This window comes from Lentzea albida (genome assembly GCF_900111005.1).
GTDB classification, from domain to species: domain Bacteria; phylum Actinomycetota; class Actinomycetes; order Mycobacteriales; family Pseudonocardiaceae; genus Lentzea; species Lentzea albida.
This window is the reverse complement of sequence record NZ_FOFV01000008.1, coordinates 378732-396702: the sequence shown is the minus strand read 5'-3', so window position 1 is coordinate 396702 and position 17971 is coordinate 378732. Positions and strand designations below refer to the sequence as shown.

Here is a 17971-nt window from a genome sequence, read left to right as displayed (position 1 = left end):
GCCCCCAGCGCTGGCCCCCATCTCAGATTGCCGGGGTCTGGGGCAGAGCCCCAGGGGAAGCACGCAAGGCGACCAGGCCGCACGCAAAAGCAGCCACCCGCACAAGCCGCGAACTACTCCTTCGCCAACTCATCCAAAACAGGCTGCAAATCCGAAGCCAACACAGGCACCAAAAACGCAGCAGCAACCCGATGCTCCTTGTCCACAACAAAAGTGGACGGCACAGCATTAGCCGGAACACCCCTGAAAACATTGACAAAACTACGAGCAGAAGCATCATAAATGGACGGATAGGTCAAAGACCGATCCTTCATGAAGTCACGAGGATGATCCTTCGAAGTCTCCTTGACGTCGACTCCGATCACCTGGGTCCCCGCATCGAAGATCTTCTGCATCTCAGGCGCCTCAGTCCGGCAGGGCCCGCACCACGCACCCCAAATGTTGATCACAACGGGCTTCCCCGCGTAATCAGACAGCCGAACGGTGGCACCCTCCTCAAGGAGGGACTCCCCCTCAAGCCCCTTCAACGCCTTCCGCTCCCCAGGCGCATACCGGATCTCGACCTTCCCACCAGGAGCAACGAGGTAAAAGTCCCCGCCCCCGATCTGGGCAGCGTCCTTCCCGGTGGAACACCCGGCGACCAACAACAGCAAAACCAGCAACCGCTTCATGCCCCGGTCACCCGAGGATTGGTGGCCCCGACAGGCTCGGAATAAGAAATCCGAACCAACTGCTCGCCCTCAAAAATCAACGAGGTCAAAGAAGCGAGCGAGCACTCCCGCCGACGCGGGTCGTGCCACATCCGCTTCCCCTCCAGGAACCGCCGCACGGTCCAAATGGGCAGCTGGTGCGACACGCAAACCGCCTCGTGCCCCTCAGCCTCGGACCGAGCCTTCTGCACGGCCCCGAGCATCCGGTGCGCGATCTCGATGTACGGCTCACCCCAGGAGGGCCGGAACGGGTTGACCAGCTTCGGCCAGTGCTGAGGGGACCGGAGAGCACCGTCCCCCACGGCGACCTTCAACCCCTGGAACTGGTTGTCGGCCTCGATCAGCCGCTCATCGGTCGCCAGCTCGAGCCGATGCGAGTCGGCAATGGGCGCGGCAGTCTGCTGTGCACGGTCCAAAGGGGACGCCACGACGTGCACGATGTCGTGGTCTGCCAGGTGTTCGGCGACGGTCAGGGCCTGCTTCTGGCCGCGCTCGGAGAGCTTGAAGCCGGGCAGGCGGCCGTAGAGGATGCCGGTCGGGTTGTGCACCTCGCCGTGGCGGAGCAGGTGGACGACGGTGCGGGTCACTTGCGGGCCTCCTTGGCGGCACGGGCCGCGTGCGGCAGTGCGTCGGCGATCACGGCGAACTCCTCTTCACCCATGGCGGCGTTCACGAACCACGCTTCGAACGCCGACGGCGGGGCGTAGACGCCTCGTTCCAGCAGTGCGTGGAAGAACGGCGGGAAGCGCCACGTCTCGCACGCCTGGGCGCCCGCGTAGTCCTTCACCTCGGTGGAACCGAAGAACACGCTCACCATGTTCCCGGCGAACTGGACGCGGTGCTCGACGCCGGCGTCGGTCAGAGCAGAGGTGAAGAGCGCACCCAACCGGGTCGCGTTGCGGTTCAGGGCCGCGTAGACCTCGTCGTCCGCAGCGCGCAACGTGGCGAGACCTGCGGCAACGGCCACCGGGTTACCCGACAGCGTGCCGGCCTGGTAGACCGGGCCGGAGGGCGCGAGACGGGCCATCACGTCCGCACGGCCACCGAAAGCAGCCGCGGGCAGACCACCCGACATGACCTTGCCGAACGTGTAGAGGTCGCCGCGCACGCGCTCCAGGCCGTACCAGCCGGCGCGCGAGACGCGGAAGCCGGTCATGACCTCGTCCATGATGAGCAACGCGCCGTCGGCGTCGCACAGCGAGCGAAGCGACTCGTTGAAATCAGCAGTGGGCGAAACCGCGCCCATGTTGCCCGCCGCGGCCTCGGTGATGATGCAGGCGATCTCACCTGGGTTCTCGGCGAACGCCGCGCGCACGGCCTCGACGTCGTTGTACGGCAGGACGATCGTGTCCTCGGCCTGCGCGCCCGTGACGCCGGGCGACGACGGCAGGCCCAGGGTCGCGACGCCGGAGCCCGCCTGGGCGAGCAGCGCGTCGACGTGGCCGTGGTAGCAGCCGGCGAACTTGATGACCTTGCGGCGCTCGGTGAAGCCGCGCGCGAGGCGGATCGCGCTCATCGTGGCCTCGGTGCCCGAGTTGACCAGGCGGACCTGGCGGACCGGCTCGACGCGGTCGATGATCTCGGCCGCGAGCTCGATCTCACCCTCGGTCGGGGTGCCGAACGACAGACCGGACGCGGCCGCCTTCTGCACGGCCTCGACGACGGACGGGTGGGCGTGCCCGAGGATCATCGGACCCCACGAGGCCACCAGGTCGACGTACCGGTTGCCGTCCGCGTCCCACAGGTGCGGGCCCTCGCCCCGCACCATGAAGCGCGGGGTGCCGCCGACGGAGTGGAACGCCCGCACCGGAGAGTTGACCCCGCCGGGGGTCAGCGTCGACGCGCGCTCGAACAGGGCCTGGGATCGACTCGCAGTCACGTACCCCAGTCTCACATGTCGGAGTCGGCGGCTTTCTGCGGCCGGGTGCGCACGGCCAGCATGATCTGCCGCACAGCGTCCAGGGCGAGCACCACGGCGAGCGTGGCGGCGCCGACCGCGCTGCCCAGCCAGTTGCCGTGGTAGCGCGTGGAGATCAACGGCTCACGGCCCTCGAACGGGTACTCGAGCCGCACGACGCCGCGGTTCCAGCACCACACGGCGGCGACCACCAGCAGGACGATCGCGACGACCTCGGCCGCGGCGACGAGCCACCGCTTGGGCTGGTGCAGGCCGGGGGCGGCCGGGGGGACCTCTTCGGGCTCGTCCACCACGGTCTCCGGCTCGGTCACGGCCTCTGTCACGCCGCTCACCTTCTCACGACCCGCCGCAGTGCCGCGAGCAAGGCTTCCGGATCACGCGCCCAGCCGAGCACCACCGTGCCGTCGACCAGTCGCAGCGGCACCGCGGTCGTCCCCTTGGGCACCGACCAGCCGCCGCCGAGCACCTTGGCCCCGGTGGGCGCGCCGACGTCGGTGAACGCCTCGATCATCGTGACGGGCAGCTTCTCCCGCCCGAACCGGGCGTCCTCGGCCGTCAGTTCGACGCTGCCGGTCTTCACCCGCAGGTTCACCCACACCACCGCGCAGAGCGTCAGCGCGAGGCCCACGATCGTCCACAGCGCCGCGGACGCGGGCCCGGTGACGAGCTCGACGAGGTACCCGAAGACGGCGAACGCGGGCCCCCACAGCAACGGCCACCAGCTGCTGCCGGACTCCCGGTAGAGCACTAGCGGACGTACCTGTTCGAGGCGGGCAGGAACTGCAGCACCACGGCCGCGACCGTCAGCCCGATCACGACGACGCAGATCGCCGCCCCCGGCTGCCACACGGGCAGTCCCAGCTCGAGCGTCAGCGTGACGATCATCGCCAGGACCCCGAGCGCCCCGAGGATGGTCAGCAGGATGCGCGCCCAGTTGTGGCCGTTGCGCAGCACGACCGCGAACGCGATGTACGGCGCGGCCGCCACGAGCATGCCGAAGCCCGCGAACACCGCGATGGTCCGCAGCCCGAGCTCACCGGCCCGCCTGCTCTCCTCCGTGATGGTGCGGTCCCCCGCGATCAGGTAGTCGGCGTTGACCAGCAACAGCACGGGGAGCACGGCGACGGACAGCACCGCTCCCGCGATCCAGATCCACAGCGCGGCCGTGATCGTCGGCGGTCGCGGCGGCGCCATCTCCTGCGGCAGCACGGGCGCGAGCGGCGTCATCCCGAAGCCGCCCTGGCCGACGTGGTTCACCTGGTACTGGCCGCCGGGGTAGCCGTCGGCGGGGTTCTGCCACTGCACGTCGCCGGCGGGGTTCTGCCACGGGTCCTGCGGATGGGTCACGGCTCACGCACCTCCGCGAGCCACTGTGCCGTACTCGCCTGCCACGTGAAGACGATTGCGGCGCAGATGAGCAGCAACGTGACCAAGTTCGACGCGCTGATGCCGACGAACAGGATCCAGACCATGTGCGCGATCGCGACGAACGACAGCGTGATCCGCGCCCAGTTCTTCCGCTTCAGGAACAGCCGCGTCAGCACCGCGTAGGCCACCACGAACACCAGCGCGACCCCGGTCAGCGTCGCGAGGAAGCTCGTGACCTGCCCGGACGTCCAGTCCGTCAGCCGCTGCACCTCACCGCGCTGGAACCAGAGCCCGACCGTGGTGAACAGCACGAACACGGCGGTCGCGAGCCACAACCCGACCGCGATGCGCACGGCCCGGGGCCTGTCCTGCTCCTTCACGCCAGCTGCTCGCGCTCGGTCAGGTAGTCGGTCGACTGCCGGAAGTAGAACAGCACCAGGCCTGACATGGCGATCAACGCCGGGGTGAGCGCCCAGCCGTTGCCGAGCATCTGGAAGAAGAGGTTGAGCAGCACCGTGATCATGAGCCCGGTGCGGCTCTTCTTCAGGCCCGCCTTCACCTTGCCGGCGAACCACACGGCGAGGCCGGCGAGCAGGACCGAGATCGCCAGCACGACGACCAGCGTCACGGTCACCGACGACTCGATCATCTCCTGGGTCAGTGCCGGATCGTTGGTGCTGCTCCGCACGGCGGCGATCAGGTCCTGCCTGAGGGAGAACTGGTACACCGCGGCGAGCACCCAGAGGGCGGCACCCGCCACGACCAGCCAGTAGCCCGCGACGATCGTGCGCGGGATGCCCGATTCCTTCGGAGACGTCACGCTCGCGAACCTATGTGCGCAGGAAGTCGGTGTCCACCGCGACCCGCTTCTTCGCGAAGTGCCCGGACGCCCGGTACATCAGCACGATCGCGGACGCGTCCAGCACCGTGGTGACGAACGTGACGCCCAGGTCGACCGGCCGCATCTCCACACCGAGCGACGCCGCCACGCCACCGGCCCAGGCGGTGAGCCGGAACAGTCCGAACGCGACGGACGCACCACCCAGCACCGTCAGCACGATGCGCGCCCAGTTGCGGCCGCGCGCCATCGCGTTCGCCAGCCGCGTGTACGCGACGAGCACGGCGAGGGCGATCACGAGTCCGAAGAGGACACCGCCGTTCACGCCCGCGTCGATCTGGTCCTGGCTCAGCCCGGGGTTCTGCCTCCGGGCCGCGGCCACCAGCATCTCGCGGTCGAAGAGCTCCGCGACGAACCGCAGCATGCCGACGCACGCGCTGGCGATCCACAACCAGCGCGCGACGTCGACCGGCTTCGGTGGACGCTCTACCTGTCCAGCCACCGGGCGGCTTCCACTGCCCAGTAGGTGAGCACGATGTCCGCGCCGGCCCGGCGGATGGACGTGAGCGACTCGAGGATCGAGCGCTCGCGGTCGATCCAGCCGTTGCGCGCGGCGGCCTCGATCATCGCGTACTCACCCGAGATCTGGTACGCCGCAACGGGAACGTCCGAGACCTCGGCGACCGCGCGCAGCACGTCCAGGTACAGCAGGGCGGGCTTGACCATGACCATGTCCGCGCCCTCGGCGAGGTCGAGTTGCACCTCGCGCATCGCCTCGCGGGCGTTGGCCGGGTCCTGCTGGTAGGTCTTGCGGTCACCCGCGAGCTGCGACTCGACCGCGTCGCGGAACGGGCCGTAGAACGCCGAGGCGTACTTCACGGCGTACGCGAGGATGCCGGTGTCGGTGAAGCCGGCGGCGTCCAGGGCGTTGCGGATGAACGCGACCTGGCCGTCCATCATGCCGCTGGGTCCGACGACCTGGGCACCGGCGCGCGCCTGCGCCACGGCCAGTTCGCCGTAGGCCTGCAGGGTCGCGTCGTTGTCGACGGTGCCGTCGGCGGCGAGCACGCCGCAGTGGCCGTGGTCGGTGAACTCGTCGAGGCAGCAGTCCGACATGAGCACGGTGCTGTCGCCCAGCTCCGCGCGCAGGTCGTTCAGCGCGACGTTGAGCACGCCGTCCGGGTCGGTGCCCGCGGACCCGACGGCGTCGCGCTCGGCCGGGACGCCGAACAGCATGATGCCGCCGACCCCTGCCTGCACGGCCTCGACCGCGGCCTTGCGCAACGAGTCACGCGTGTGCTGGAGGACACCGGGCATGCTGCTGATCTCGGTCGGCTCGGTGAGGCCTTCCTTGACGAACATCGGCAGCACGAGCTGGCGGGGGCGCACCTCGGTCTCGGAGACCAGGCGGCGCATGGCGGGCGTCGTGCGCAGACGCCGCGGCCGGTGCAGTGGGTACATCTCTCTGACTCCCTGACGGAGAGAGTCGAAGGGGCCGCTCAAAGGATCTTGAGCGGCCCCGACGGCTTCAGTTGTCTACGAACGGCGCAGACGCTTGGTCTTGCGCGGAGGAGGCAGCGCTCCTTCGGCGCGCAACCGGGCGGCGTGCGCGGCCAGCGCGTCGACCAGCGCGGGCACGTTCGCCTCCTCGGGCTGCACGTCGACCCGGAGGCCGAACTCCCGCGCCGTCTCGGCGGTCTGCGGGCCGATGCACGCGACGAGCGTGCGGGCGTGCGGCTTGCCCGCGATGCCGACCAGGTTCCGGACCGTGGACGACGAGGTGAAGCACACCGCGTCGAAGCCACCGGACTTGATCATCTCGCGGGTGTCGGCGGGCGGCGGGGCCGCACGCACGGTGCGGTACGCCGTCACGTCGTCGATCTCCCAGCCACGCTCGCGCAGGCCCGCGGCCAGCGTCTCGGTGGCGATGTCGGCCCGCGGCAGCAGCACGCGGTCGACCGGGTCCAGGATGTCGTCGTACGGCGGGAAGTCGTTCAACAAGCCTTCGGACGACTGCTCACCGGACGGCACGAGCTCGGGGATGATGCCGAACGAGCGCACCTTCGCGGCCGTGGCCTCGCCGACGCAGGCGATCTTCACGCCGGAGAAAGCGCGGGCGTCCAGGCCGAACTCGCGGAACTTCTCCCACACCGCGCGGACCGCGTTGGTCGAGGTGAAGACGACCCACTGGTAGCGGCCGTCGACGAGACCCTTGACCGAGCGCTCCATCTGCGCGGGGCTGCGGGGCGGCTCGACCGAGATCGTCGGCACCTCGACGGCGATCGCGCCGTGCGAGTGCAGGCGCTCGGACATCGCACCGGCCTGCTCCTTGGTCCGCGGGACCAGCACGCGCCAGCCGTACAGCGCCCGCGACTCCCACCAGGAGAGCTTCGAACGCGCGGCAGCGGCGGCACCGACCGTGACGACCAGCGGGCCGCCCATCTCACCGGCGTCGGCCGCGACGGCGGCCAGCGTGGTGTCGACGGTGCGCTGCTGGAAGCCCGTGCCCTCGGCGGTCACGGCGACCGGGGTCTGCGGCGCGAGGCCGTTCTCGACCAGGTTCGACGCGGCCTCGGCCAGGTGCGATCCCGTCGCGTGCAGCACGAGCGTGCCGGGCGAGGCCGCGAGGCCCGCCCAGTCCGTCACCGCGCGGACGTCGACCTCGGTGTGCACACCGCCGAGCGCGACACCCGCGTAGGCGGGGACCGCGGTGCCGGACGGCACGCCGGGGACGACGTCGAACGGGATCGTCGACTTCGCGACGGCCTGCGCCTCCTTCACGACCGCGTCGAGCGTCAGCGGGTCACCCGCGACGAGGCGGACGACGGTCGAACCGTTCTTCGCCTCGTTCACCAGGTCCTTGGCCACGTCGGCGGCCTCGCCGACAGCGGGGCGGACCTCGACTCCCTCGGCCACGGTCGCGAGGACGTCCGCGGGGACGTCCGGGTCGGTGACCACGAGTTCAGCCCTGGTGAGCAAGTCGTGGGCCCGGACCGTGAGCAGCCCGGTGTCGCCTGGGCCGGAGCCCACGAAGGCGATGCGTCCGGGGGTCTTGCGTGCGCGGGTCATCAGGGCACTCCCCATCGATTACGCCTCTGGACCGCTGAGAACCGCGGCCCCGAGGTCGAGCAACTCGGCGGCCAGCGCCCGGCCAAGCTCCTCAGCTTCGGTCAAGTCACCGGTGGCGGACGCGCGGAGGAGATCGTTCTCCGGCGTCGCTGCGACCCCGCGCAGGGAAAGTCGGTACACGACCTTGCCCTCGTCGTCGAGGTCTTCCACCACATCGGCCAGCGCGCCGACCGGCGCGCTGCAGCCCGCCTCGAGCGCGGCCAGCATGGCGCGCTCGGCGGTCACAGCGGCCCGGCTGGCCGAATCGTCCAGAGTGGACTGGATCAGGTGCTCGGCATCGACGTCGTCGATCCGGCACTCGACTGCCAACGCACCCTGCGCGGGTGCGGGAAGCATCTGGATGGGCTCCAGCGTCTCGGTGATCTCCGCGACGCGACCCAGGCGCGCGATGCCGGCACGGGCCAGCACCACGGCGTCCAGCTCACCGCTGCGGACCTTGCCGATCCGCGTGTCCACGTTGCCGCGCAACGGAACGATGTTCAGCCCGAGGCCCAGGGCCTCCAGCTGGGCGGCGCGGCGCGGGGACCCGGTGCCCACGGTGGACCCCGGCAGCAGCTCGCCGAGCGTGAGGCCGTCGCGCGCCACGAGGGCGTCGCGCGGGTCCTCGCGCTGGGGCACCGCCGCGAGCACCAGACGGGGGTCCGGCGCGGTCGGGAGGTCCTTGTAGGAGTGGACGGCGATGTCGATCTCGCCGGCCGCCAGCGCGTCGCGCAGGGCCGACGTGAAGACACCGATGCCGATCTGCGCGATCGGCGCGTCGGAGAGGTCGCCCGGCGTCTTGACGACGACGATCTCGACCTGGGCTCCGGCAGCCCTGAGCGCCTCGGCGACGGTCCCCGTCTGCGCGAGCGCCAGTGCGCTGCCTCGGGTACCCATCCGTAGGGTGCGGGTCACCGCGTTTCACCATCCACTGAAGACTTGGTCTGACTGACTGCCCCAGGCGTCTGGGGGTCGAGCCCGAACAGCTCGCGGAGAGCCTCCGCGTAGCCGGTACCACCAGGGGCGGAGGCGAGCTCCTTCACCCTGACGGTCGGCGTGTGCAGGAGCTTGTCTACAACGCGGCGCACCGTCTTGGCCAATTCACCGCGTGTCGCGGCGTCCAGTTCGGGAAGTCGCGAATCAAGACGGAGCAGTTCGGCGTCGACCACCTCGGCCGCGCGCTTGCGCAGGGCCGTGACGGTCGGCGTGACCTCGGCGGACCGCTGGCCCGCGAGGTAGGCCTTCACCTCGTCGGCCACCAGCGTGGCCGCGAGGCGGGCGTCCTGGCCGGCGGGCGCGTCGGAGAGACGGCGCTGCAGCGTTTCCAGGTCCACCACACGAACGTTCGGCAGTTCGGCCGCCGCCGGGTCGACGTCCTTGGGCAGGCCGAGGTCGCACATCACCAGCGGCCGCGAGCGCTTGCCGATCATGTCCGCGCGCACGGTCAGGCCGATCGACCCGGTGCAGGCGAAGACGATGTCCGCGAGGTCGATCTCGACGGCCAGCGCGCCCAGGTCGACGGCCGTCGCGGGGACGCCCTCGGCCTTCAGCGACGTGGCGAGACGCACACCGTTGGCCTGCGTCCTGTTCGCGATGACGACCTCGCCGATGCCCGCGCGGCGCAGGTGGGCGGCGGCCAGGCCGCCCATGGCGCCGGCGCCGACGAGCAGCGCGCGCTTGCCGACGAGGGTGCCCAGCTCGGCCTCCGCGTCACCGAGGGCCTCGGACACGACCGACGCGCCCGCGTGGTCGATGCCCGTCTCGGCGTGCACGCGCTTGCCGACGCGCAGCGCGTTCTGGGTGAGCTCGTGGACGGTCTTGCCGACGGTGCCCGCCTCGTCCGCCGCCGCGTACGCGCCGCGCAGCTGGCCGAGGATCTGGGACTCGCCGACGACCATCGAGTCGAGGCCGGCCGCGACGGAGAACAGGTGCTCGACGGCGGCGGCGGCGTAGTGCACGTAAAAGTGCTCGTAGAGGGCCTGGGGCTCGATCTGCGCGTGCTGCGCGAGAACCTCGACGACCTCGGACATGCCGCCGTGGAACGACTCGACGACGGCGTAGACCTCGACCCTGTTGCAGGTCGACAGGACCATCGCTTCGGAGACGCTGGGCGCGGCGAGCAGCTGACCGAGGACCTTCGGGAGGTCCGGCTCGGCCACCGTGACGCGTTCGAGGACCGGGACCGGGGCGGTGCGGTGCGAAAGACCGACTACGAGCACGCTCATGCACTCACCACGTCTGCCGGAGCCGCCTGGCTCACGCTCACGGGCGAATCACCATCCCGTCCACACCGAGTCCGTTGTTGCCGACCGAGACGCTGGCAGCCTCGTCCGCACGTCGAGCGACGTGGAACGACAGGATCTGCATCTCGACCGCCAAGTCAACCTTGCGCACCTCGACGTTGTCTGGAACCTGAAGGACAACCGGTGCGAAATTAAGAATGCACTGGACGCCCGCAGATACCAAACGGTCGCAAACCGACTGAGCGGCCGGTGGCGGCGTCGCGATGACGCCGATCGACACCTCGCGCTCGAGGCAGATCGCGGTGATCTCGTCGATGTGGTTGACGGGAATGCCCCCAACAGGGATTCCGATGAGATCGGCGTCCACGTCGAAGAGGGCGGTGACCGGGAAACCGCGGCCGGGGAAGCCGCCGTAGTTCGCGAGAGCGTGACCAAGGTTACCGATGCCGACGACGGCCACCGAGTGGTTGCGCGTGAGGCCCAGGATGCGCTCTATGTGGCTCACGAGGACCTCGACGTCGTACCCGACGCCCCTCGTGCCGTAGCTGCCGATGTAGCTCAGGTCCTTGCGGAGCTTCGCCGCGTTGACGCCGGCCGCCTGGCTCAGTTCCTCGCTGGAGACCGCCGTGACGCCCTGGTCGGCCATGCCGGAAAGGACGCGGAGGTAGACGGCGAGCCGGGCCACGGCCGCCTCGGGGATCGCACGGGCGCGCTCCCTGTCGGCGGGCTCCGCAGGGGTGGTGGTCGTCTCACCTTCGCCCCGCTGTGCTGCCACGCTCTCCGACCTCCGGGTGTGCTTCACCGCAGGGAGTCCGCGGCGCTGGTGATACCCACACCGTACCGCTTGTGAACGCATGCACAAAGTCGGTGATCGGGTGTCACAGCCCCGGTGACAGGGCGTGACCAGCGCTTCCTCGGTTCATGATCACTACGGGGTGAGCGCCTACTCGACGGTGAAGGTGACCGAATGCCATCCCGTCGCACCGTCGGGAACCGGGTCCAGGCGTGCCTGGTCCTGCGTCTGGCCGGACTTGTCGGTGGCCCTGCACTCGACCGTGTGACTGCCCCGGGACAGCTCCAGCTCCAGCCGCCACATGCGCCAGGTGGTGTCGCTGACGTCGGCCCCGAGCTGGGCCTCCTGCCACGGGCCGCCGTCGACGCGGACCTCGACCTTGGCCACGCCCTTGGGCTGCGCCCACGCCGTTCCGGCGATGACCGACTTCCCCGGCACCTTCTGCATCCGCTTCGGGCGGTCGATGCGCGAGGACGCCTTGATCGGCGCCCGCGTCGCCCAGCCGCGCGGGATCCAGTAGCCCTGGTCCTTCGCGAACGTGGTGACGTTGAGGTCGGTGACCCACTTGGTCGCGGAGACGTAGCCGTAGAGGCCGGGCACGACGAGCCGCGCCGGGAACCCGTGCTCGGCGGGCAGCGGCTCGCCGTTCATGCCGATGGCGATCAGGCCGTTCTCGAGGACGTAGTCGAGCGGGCTGCCGGCCGTGAACCCGTCGTCGCTGGTGCTGAACAGCTGGTCGGCGCCCTGCTTGACGCCGGCCTCCCGCAGCACGTCGCCGATCCGGATGCCGACGAAGTTGCCGGTGGAGATGTACGGCCCGCCGACCTCGTTGGAGACGCACGTCAGCGTGACGGTCTCCTCGACCAGGTCCCGCTGCCGGATCTCGTCGAAGGTGAGCACCATCGGCCGCTCGACCATGCCGTGCACGCGCAGCGCCCACTCCTCGGCCCGGATGCGCGGCACGCTCAGCGCCGTGTCGATCCGGTAGAAGTCCTTGCCGCTGGTGATGAAGCTCGGGGTGCCGTCCTGCACGAAGTCGGCGCCGAGCGGGATCTCCGGTGCCTTGGTCTTGGGCGTGAGGTCGCCGACGGCCTGCCTGCTGCCCTCGACGTCCGTCCGCGCGCCGAAGACCTGCCCCACGACACCCGCCGTGACGGCCAGGCCCGCGGTGATCAGAAACCCGCGCCTGCTCTCGCTGTCCTGGGCCTCTTTGTGCAGGTAGCGGAACACGTAGGCGCCCGCGGCGGTGCTGGCCACGGGCGCGAGCAGGGCGAGCTGGCCGACGTCGGGCCTGGTCACGACGGCGATGACGCCCACGAACCCGAGCAGCACGACGACCAGCGTGCCCGGCCCCGGGTTGTTCCGGCTGGCGAGGCCCGCGCCCACGGCGATGCCCGCGAGGACGACCGCCATGCCGAGGAGCAGCACGAGCTTGTCGGCGGTGCCGAACGTCTCGACGGCGAAGTCCTTCAGCCAGGACGGGGTGATGTCGATGAACGCGTTGCCCACGGCCAGGTACGGGGAGGCGCTCAGGCCGACGAAGGCCGCCACCAGGTGCCCGGCCGCGAGGGCGGCGACGAGCGCGAGCAGTCCGGTGAGGGCGGCCTTGGCGGGCTTCATGGTTCTAATTCGACACCAGTGAGGTGGTGGTTCGCCGAAGTCGTAAGGGGCCGGTAATCAACTTCGGGACGACGGCCACCGACGGGTGGGGGTGCAGGTGGCGCGGTCACACCACCCCGACCCGCGAGCGCCCTAGCCGGCGAGGGCCGCCCGCAGGCGGTCCTCCTCCACCTTCCAGTACCCGTGCTCGGCCCCGTCCACCAGGAACACCGGCACCCGGTCGCCGTACTCGGCCCGCAGCTCCGGGTCGCTGTCGACGTCCTCGACGGACCAGGTGGCACCCACCTCCGCGCAGATCCGCTCGATCTCGACGGCGGCTTCCTCGCAGGCGTGGCACGACACCCGGCTCATCAACGTCACGTGGTGGGACATGCCCTCATGCTCCCAGGGGCTTGCGCAGCACCGCACGGGCCAGCTTGCCGGTCGGCGAGTGCGGCAGGGCCGGGGCGAACTCCACCGAGGTCGGCACCTTGAACTTGGCCAGGCGGGCGGTGCAGTGGGCGACGACCTCGTCGCCGGTCAGCTCCTGGCCGTCGCGCAGGACGATCACGACCTTCACCGACTCGCCGGTCCTCTCGTCGGGCACGCCGACGGCCGCGGCCTCCAGCACCCCGTCCAGTTCGCCGACGACCTGCTCGACCTCGTGCGGGTAGACGTTGAAGCCGTTGACGATGATCAGGTCGCCCGCGCGGTCGACCAGGTGCAGGTCGCCGTCGGCGTCGATGAAGCCGACGTCACCCGTGCGGAACCAGCCGGAGGCGTCCGGGCCGTGGGCGCCGTCGGGCCAGTAGCCGCTGAACAGGTTCGCGCCGCGCGCGGACACCAGGCCGGTGCCGGGCTCGTCCTCGTCGATGTCGAGCACCGAGCCGTCGGTGTCGACCAGGCGGATCTCGACGCCCGGCAGCGCCTGGCCGACCGAGCCGGGCTTCGGGGTGCCGCCGACCAGCGTGGACGTCAGCACGGGGCCCGTCTCGGTGAGGCCGTAGCCCTCGTAGACCGGGATGCCGATCGCGCCCTTCATCTCCGCGATGACGCCCGCGGGCAACGGCGCCGCGCCCGAGGTGAACAGGCGGACCGTGGCGAGCTTCTCGCGCAGCACCTCGACGGGGTGGGCGAGCAGCGCCCGGTACATGGGCGGCACGCCGACCATCGTGGTGACGCGGTGCTGCTCGATGACGTCCAGGGCGTGCGACGGGTCGAAGCGCTCCAGCAGGACCGCCGTGGCGCCCGCGCCCGCGACCTGCAGCAGGCCGGGGCCGAGGCCGTAGACGTGGAACAACGGCAGTGCGAGCAGCACCCTGTCGCCCGCCGTCACGGGGGCGGGGCGCAGGGAGGCGCACTGGGTGACGTTCGCGATCAGCGCGCGGTGGGACAGCATCGCGCCGCGCGGCACGCCGGACGTGCCCGAGGTGTAGCCGAGGACGGCCAGGTCCTCGCCGCCGCGGACGGCCTCGAACGGCTCAGCGGTGGCCTCGACGTTCGGGGCGTCGAGGACCGCGGCGTCGGACCCCTCGCCGTCGCCCACGAGCAGCGCGGCGCCGGAGTCGGCGAGGATGCGCTGGAGCTCACGCGGCGGGATGCCGGGGCCGGTGGGGACCACGACGCCGCCCGCACGGAGAATCCCGAACACGGCGACCACGAACTCGGGGCTCGTGGGCAGCCGTACCGCCACCCGGTCGCCCGATTCGAGTCCTGAATCAGCCAAATGGCGGGCGAAAGCATCGACCGCGCCGTCGATGGTCTCCCACGTGAGGCTCTTTCCGCTCGCCACGTCGACCAAGGCGGCGTGGCCCGGTCCCCGCTGTGCCGAGGCGCGGACCAGATCTGAGACATTGCGAGCGGAAGTCAACATGGCCTCCTCATGAACAACTGGACGCTTCGAGCAGTCTTCCACGCGTGACGAGCGTCATGAAGCCGCGGTTCGCACGTCTCCACACAGCAAGCCCGTCCGCTACCTACTACGGAGTAACAACACGTATGCTGCCGCCACGGCGACTCTGTGGAGGTGCCGCGAGCCGATGACCGCGCGGGCACGACCGAACACGATCAGGACCACCCGGACCATGACGGGGGGTCAGCACGACGACGCCGACGAGCCGTGGCAGCTCGTCAAGGCCGCCCAGCAGGGTGACACCGGGGCGTTCGGAGTGCTGTACGACAAGTACGTCGACATGGTGTTCCGCTACGTCCTCTTCCGGGTGGGCGGCGATCGCGCGTTCGCCGAGGACGTCACCAGCGAGACGTTCCTGCGCGCGCTGCGGAGCATCGGATCGGTCAGCTACCAGGGCCGCGACGTGGGCGCGTGGTTCGTCACGATCGCCCGCAACATCGTGTTCGACCACGTGAAGTCGAGCCGCTACCGGCTCGAGGTCACGACCGCCGAGCTGCAGGACAACCGCGAGGAGACGAGCGGTCCCGAGCAGGAGGTTATGACCGAGGCGACCAACGCGGAGCTGCTCCGGTGCGTTTCCCAGTTGGGTGACGACCAGCGCGAGTGCATCGTGCTGAGGTTCATCGAGGGCAAGTCGGTGTCCGAGGTCGCGCAGCTCATGGACCGCAACGAGGGCGCCGTGAAGGCGTTGCAACACCGGGCCGTGCGACGGCTCGCACAGATCCTCCCGTCCTGGTTGCGGTGATCGCGATCGCAGGGGCGTAACCCAAAGCAGATCAACTTCGTTACTCGGGCTGAGATGGACGGCAAGGGAAGAACACCGCGGTGGCGGCAGACGGAGCACGAGCGATTCGCCCGTGCCGTTGAAGGCGGCCCACAGCCGGTGGGGAACGACGACCTCGCTGAGGACCTCGCGATCGTCGAACTCCTCCGGAAGATGGACGTCGGCCCGGACGCCGATACACGCGAACGGATGAAACAGCGCATCCTCACCGCGCCGCCACCGGAGAAGCCCCTGGTGCTCCCGTCGGTAAGACGCGTGGGAGCGCGCGGGCGGGTGGCGGTCGCGGCAGCCGCGGTCCTCTGCTTGCTGTTGTCCCTCACCGGTATGAGCGTGCTGCTCAGCCGTGACGCGCTCCCGGGAGACCCGCTCTACGGCGTCAAGCGCACCACCGAAAGCGCCTCGCTCGGCCTGACGTTCGACGACCAGGACCGCGCCCTCAAGCACCTCGAGTTCGCCGCCTCCCGCGTCACCGAGATGGAGACGCTGGCCGACCGGTCCTCCGCCTCGTCCGCGCAGCTCACGGCCCTCACCGACCTCGACGCCGACGCGGTGGAGGGCTCCCGCCAGCTCACCGCGTACGCGACGACCTCCGACAAGGCGGCGCTGCCGGACCTCCGCGACTGGGCGCTCGGGCAGTACGAGAAGCTCGGCACCCTGCGACCCCGCCTGCCCGACGACGCGCGCGCCCACGCCGAGACCACGATGTGGCTGCTCGCGAGCATCGCCCAGCGCGCCCACGACCTGGCCGCCCGCGCCGGCTGCGACGTCGTGACCAGCGGTTCCTCGGACACGCTCGGCCCGCTGCCGGCCAAGGACGACTGCGTCCCGGTCGTCCCGGACCCGAGCACCTCACCGGGCAGCAGGCCGTCCTCGGTGGCGCCCACCCGGTCGGGCGTGCCGGTCCCGTCCGGTTCGGCGGACCCGCCGGTGCAGCCCACCCAGTCGGTCGCACCGGGCTCCTCGGCCGCGCCGACGTCGAAGCCGGGCACCTCCCCCCAGCCCTCGACGAGCAGGCCGGGGATCACGATCCCGCTGCCCCTCCCGCTGCCGAGCATCTCGCTCCCGCTGCTGCCCGGCATCAGCTTCGGCTGAGTCGGGCGGTTTCCGGCGAACCGGATCGCTAGGCTTGTGACATGGCAGGCAAGCGTGACGTGGAGAGCGACCGGCTGGCCGAGCTGGCCGGCGAGGCATCGGCAGAGGCGGCGATCCAGGCCGCCGCGATGGCGCCGGAGCTCGAGACCGCGCTGACCGTCCCGCCCGACCTGACGGCGGCCGCCTTCTTCGACGTGGACAACACGATGATGATGGGCGCGTCGATCTTCCACTTCGCCCGCGGCCTCGCCGCGCGCAAGTACTTCTCCTCCTCCGACCTCGCGGGCTTCGTCTGGCAGCAGCTGAAGTTCCGCGTCGGCGGCCGCGAGGACCCGGAGTCCGTCAAGGCCTCCCGCGAGCAGGCGCTGTCGTTCGTCTCGGGCCGCAGCGTCGCCGAACTCGTCTCGCTGGGCGAGGAGATCTACGACGAGCTGATGGCCGACCGCATCTGGAAGGGCACCCAGGCCCTCGCCCAGATGCACCTCGACGCGGGCCAGCGGGTCTGGCTCGTCACCGCCACGCCCGTCGAGCTCGCGCAGATCATCGCCCGCCGTCTCGGCCTGACGGGTGCCCTGGGCACCGTCTCCGAGTCGGAGAACGGCATCTACACGGGCCGCCTGGTCGGCGACCTCCTGCACGGCAAGGCCAAGGCGCAGGCCGTGCGGTCGCTGGCCGCCAAGGAGGGCCTCGACCTGCGTCGCTGCACCGCGTACTCGGACTCGTCGAACGACGTGCCGATGCTGTCCGTGGTGGGCACCGCGGTGGCCGTGAACCCGGACTCGCAGCTGCGCGAGGTGTCGCGGCGCAAGGGCTGGGAGATCCGCGACTTCCGCACCGGCCGCAAGGCGGCCAAGATCGGCGTGCCGTCGGTGCTGGGCGCCGGCGCGCTGGCCGGGGCGGTGGCGGCCACCATGGCCTACCGGCGCCGGGTCAAGTAAGCCCGAGGGCCTTCCAGGCCTGCTCGCCCACAGGCGTGAGCACCACCGCGCGACCCGTGCCGATCCTGCGCACCCACTCCCGTTCGAGGAACGCCTCGCACAGGAACGCTCCGGCGGCTCCGGCGAGATGGGGGACGCGTTCGGTCCAGTCGAGGCAGGCCCGGCTGAGCTGGCGCTTCCCGGGCTCGAAGCCGAGCTCCTTCAGCCAGATCATGCCCGGCTCGGTGATCGTCAGTTCGGCGCTGACGACTCCGAGTTCGAGAAGCCCGCGCTTCAGCGCGATGCCGAGCTTCCCCGCGAGGTGGTCGTAGCAGGTCCGCCCCCGAGCCATCGCCTCCGACACCGCGGCCGCCCGCAAGCCGCGCGGCGCCACCTGCGGCCCGGCGAACGCGACCATCGCCTCCAGCAGCTCCGCGACGTGCGGTCCGGCCAGCGCGACGTACCGGTGCCGTCCCTGCCGGTGCTCGACCAGCACGCCGCCCTCGACCAGCTTCGTCAGGTGCTCGCTGGCGGTGGAGGCGGCGACTCCGGCGTGCGCGGCGAGTTCCCTCGCGGTCCAGGCCCGTCCGTCGAGCAGGGCGCCGCAGATCGCGGCACGCGTGGAGTCCGCGAGCAGTCCGGCGACCTGGGCGAGTGCTTCCACCCCGCCATTCTGCGGCCAGGACACT

Annotated in this window: 21 protein-coding genes; 3 read left to right on the top strand and 18 right to left on the bottom strand. The window is 70.6% G+C overall.

The window, feature by feature from the left end; genetic code table 11:
- Nucleotides 1-113 precede the first annotated feature (113 nt).
- The 17 genes from BMY74_RS22515 to BMY74_RS22435 all read right to left on the bottom strand — a co-directional run bounded on the left by BMY74_RS22515 (nt 114) and on the right by BMY74_RS22435 (nt 14450).
- Nucleotides 114-671 carry a TlpA family protein disulfide reductase gene (locus BMY74_RS22515; protein WP_089919037.1) on the bottom strand — a complete coding sequence of 186 codons (558 nt, stop codon included), beginning with the start codon at nt 669-671 and terminating at the stop codon, nt 114-116.
- On the bottom strand, nt 668-1297 hold the full coding sequence (locus BMY74_RS22510) for a histidine phosphatase family protein (RefSeq protein ID WP_089919035.1): 630 nt from the start codon (nt 1295-1297) through the stop codon (nt 668-670). Before BMY74_RS22510 ends, BMY74_RS22515 begins: the two co-directional genes overlap by 4 nt.
- Nucleotides 1294-2589, bottom strand: coding sequence for a glutamate-1-semialdehyde 2,1-aminomutase (gene hemL / locus BMY74_RS22505; protein WP_089919033.1), 1296 nt, complete (start codon nt 2587-2589; stop codon nt 1294-1296). Before hemL ends, BMY74_RS22510 begins: the two co-directional genes overlap by 4 nt.
- Before the next feature lie 11 nt (nt 2590-2600).
- Nucleotides 2601-2951, bottom strand: a complete 351-nt coding sequence (locus tag BMY74_RS22500; RefSeq protein WP_143091660.1) for a hypothetical protein — start codon at nt 2949-2951, stop codon at nt 2601-2603.
- 5 nt (nt 2952-2956) lie between these two features.
- The gene (locus BMY74_RS22495; RefSeq protein ID WP_089919029.1) at nt 2957-3376 is read right to left on the bottom strand and encodes a DUF3093 family protein; all 420 of its coding nucleotides are present in this window, start codon (nt 3374-3376) and stop codon (nt 2957-2959) included.
- Nucleotides 3376-3975 (bottom strand): hypothetical protein, encoded by a 600-nt coding sequence (locus BMY74_RS22490; RefSeq protein WP_089919027.1) that lies wholly within the window; start codon nt 3973-3975, stop codon nt 3376-3378. The genes BMY74_RS22495 and BMY74_RS22490 overlap by 1 nt, the downstream gene beginning before the upstream one ends.
- Nucleotides 3972-4376, bottom strand: coding sequence for a hypothetical protein (locus BMY74_RS22485; RefSeq protein WP_089919025.1), 405 nt, complete (start codon nt 4374-4376; stop codon nt 3972-3974). Before BMY74_RS22485 ends, BMY74_RS22490 begins: the two co-directional genes overlap by 4 nt.
- Entirely contained in the window at nt 4373-4816 is a 444-nt protein-coding gene (locus BMY74_RS22480; RefSeq protein WP_089919023.1) for a hypothetical protein, read from the bottom strand. Before BMY74_RS22480 ends, BMY74_RS22485 begins: the two co-directional genes overlap by 4 nt.
- 10 nt (nt 4817-4826) lie before the next feature.
- On the bottom strand, nt 4827-5336 hold the full coding sequence (locus BMY74_RS22475) for a hypothetical protein (RefSeq protein ID WP_089919021.1): 510 nt from the start codon (nt 5334-5336) through the stop codon (nt 4827-4829).
- Nucleotides 5321-6295: a porphobilinogen synthase gene (gene hemB / locus BMY74_RS22470; RefSeq protein ID WP_089919020.1), complete on the bottom strand. Its 975-nt coding sequence runs from the start codon at nt 6293-6295 to the stop codon at nt 5321-5323. The genes BMY74_RS22475 and hemB overlap by 16 nt, the downstream gene beginning before the upstream one ends.
- Before the next feature lie 75 nt (nt 6296-6370).
- On the bottom strand, nt 6371-7903 hold the full coding sequence (locus BMY74_RS22465) for a bifunctional uroporphyrinogen-III C-methyltransferase/uroporphyrinogen-III synthase (RefSeq protein WP_089919018.1): 1533 nt from the start codon (nt 7901-7903) through the stop codon (nt 6371-6373).
- Between the two features lie 18 nt (nt 7904-7921).
- A complete protein-coding gene (hemC, locus tag BMY74_RS22460; RefSeq protein ID WP_089919016.1) occupies nt 7922-8857 on the bottom strand; it encodes a hydroxymethylbilane synthase in 936 nt (311 codons plus the stop codon).
- Nucleotides 8854-10167 carry a glutamyl-tRNA reductase gene (locus tag BMY74_RS22455; protein ID WP_089919015.1) on the bottom strand — a complete coding sequence of 438 codons (1314 nt, stop codon included), beginning with the start codon at nt 10165-10167 and terminating at the stop codon, nt 8854-8856. Before BMY74_RS22455 ends, hemC begins: the two co-directional genes overlap by 4 nt.
- Before the next feature lie 37 nt (nt 10168-10204).
- Nucleotides 10205-10960 carry a redox-sensing transcriptional repressor Rex gene (locus tag BMY74_RS22450; protein WP_245786294.1) on the bottom strand — a complete coding sequence of 252 codons (756 nt, stop codon included), beginning with the start codon at nt 10958-10960 and terminating at the stop codon, nt 10205-10207.
- Nucleotides 10961-11128: 168 nt separating this feature from the next.
- Nucleotides 11129-12598 (bottom strand): molybdopterin-dependent oxidoreductase, encoded by a 1470-nt coding sequence (locus BMY74_RS22445; protein ID WP_089919011.1) that lies wholly within the window; start codon nt 12596-12598, stop codon nt 11129-11131.
- Nucleotides 12599-12730: 132 nt separating this feature from the next.
- A complete protein-coding gene (locus BMY74_RS22440; RefSeq protein ID WP_089919009.1) occupies nt 12731-12970 on the bottom strand; it encodes a glutaredoxin family protein in 240 nt (79 codons plus the stop codon).
- A gap of 4 nt (nt 12971-12974) precedes the next feature.
- On the bottom strand, nt 12975-14450 hold the full coding sequence (locus BMY74_RS22435; protein ID WP_089919007.1) for an AMP-binding protein: 1476 nt from the start codon (nt 14448-14450) through the stop codon (nt 12975-12977).
- Between the two features lie 211 nt (nt 14451-14661).
- Here BMY74_RS22435 and BMY74_RS22430 point away from each other — a divergent pair, with 211 nt between their 5' ends.
- From BMY74_RS22430 to BMY74_RS22420, 3 genes are all read left to right on the top strand, one after another.
- Nucleotides 14662-15234: a sigma-70 family RNA polymerase sigma factor gene (locus BMY74_RS22430; protein WP_245786293.1), complete on the top strand. Its 573-nt coding sequence runs from the start codon at nt 14662-14664 to the stop codon at nt 15232-15234.
- Between the two features lie 138 nt (nt 15235-15372).
- Entirely contained in the window at nt 15373-16365 is a 993-nt protein-coding gene (locus BMY74_RS22425) for a DUF5667 domain-containing protein (RefSeq protein ID WP_089919003.1), read from the top strand.
- Between the two features lie 41 nt (nt 16366-16406).
- A complete protein-coding gene (locus tag BMY74_RS22420) occupies nt 16407-17303 on the top strand; it encodes an HAD family hydrolase (RefSeq protein ID WP_089919001.1) in 897 nt (298 codons plus the stop codon).
- Here the strand turns inward: BMY74_RS22420 and BMY74_RS22415 are convergent.
- Nucleotides 17296-17946, bottom strand: coding sequence for an ArsR/SmtB family transcription factor (locus BMY74_RS22415; RefSeq protein WP_245786292.1), 651 nt, complete (start codon nt 17944-17946; stop codon nt 17296-17298). The two genes, BMY74_RS22420 and BMY74_RS22415, sit on opposite strands and share 8 nt — an antisense overlap.
- Nucleotides 17947-17971 lie beyond the last annotated feature (25 nt).

Coding starts and splice junctions, on each gene's coding strand:
- BMY74_RS22515 (WP_089919037.1), bottom strand. CDS start 671: ATGAAGCGGTTGCTGGTTTTGCTGTTGTTGGTCGCCGGGTGTTCCACC.
- BMY74_RS22435 (WP_089919007.1), bottom strand. CDS start 14,450: ATGTTGACTTCCGCTCGCAATGTCTCAGATCTGGTCCGCGCCTCGGCA.
- BMY74_RS22420 (WP_089919001.1), top strand. CDS start 16,407: ATGGCAGGCAAGCGTGACGTGGAGAGCGACCGGCTGGCCGAGCTGGCC.
- BMY74_RS22440 (WP_089919009.1), bottom strand. CDS start 12,970: ATGTCCCACCACGTGACGTTGATGAGCCGGGTGTCGTGCCACGCCTGC.
- BMY74_RS22465 (WP_089919018.1), bottom strand. CDS start 7,903: ATGACCCGCGCACGCAAGACCCCCGGACGCATCGCCTTCGTGGGCTCC.
- BMY74_RS22430 (WP_245786293.1), top strand. CDS start 14,662: ATGACGGGGGGTCAGCACGACGACGCCGACGAGCCGTGGCAGCTCGTC.
- BMY74_RS22445 (WP_089919011.1), bottom strand. CDS start 12,598: ATGAAGCCCGCCAAGGCCGCCCTCACCGGACTGCTCGCGCTCGTCGCC.
- BMY74_RS22455 (WP_089919015.1), bottom strand. CDS start 10,167: ATGAGCGTGCTCGTAGTCGGTCTTTCGCACCGCACCGCCCCGGTCCCG.
- hemB (WP_089919020.1), bottom strand. CDS start 6,295: ATGTACCCACTGCACCGGCCGCGGCGTCTGCGCACGACGCCCGCCATG.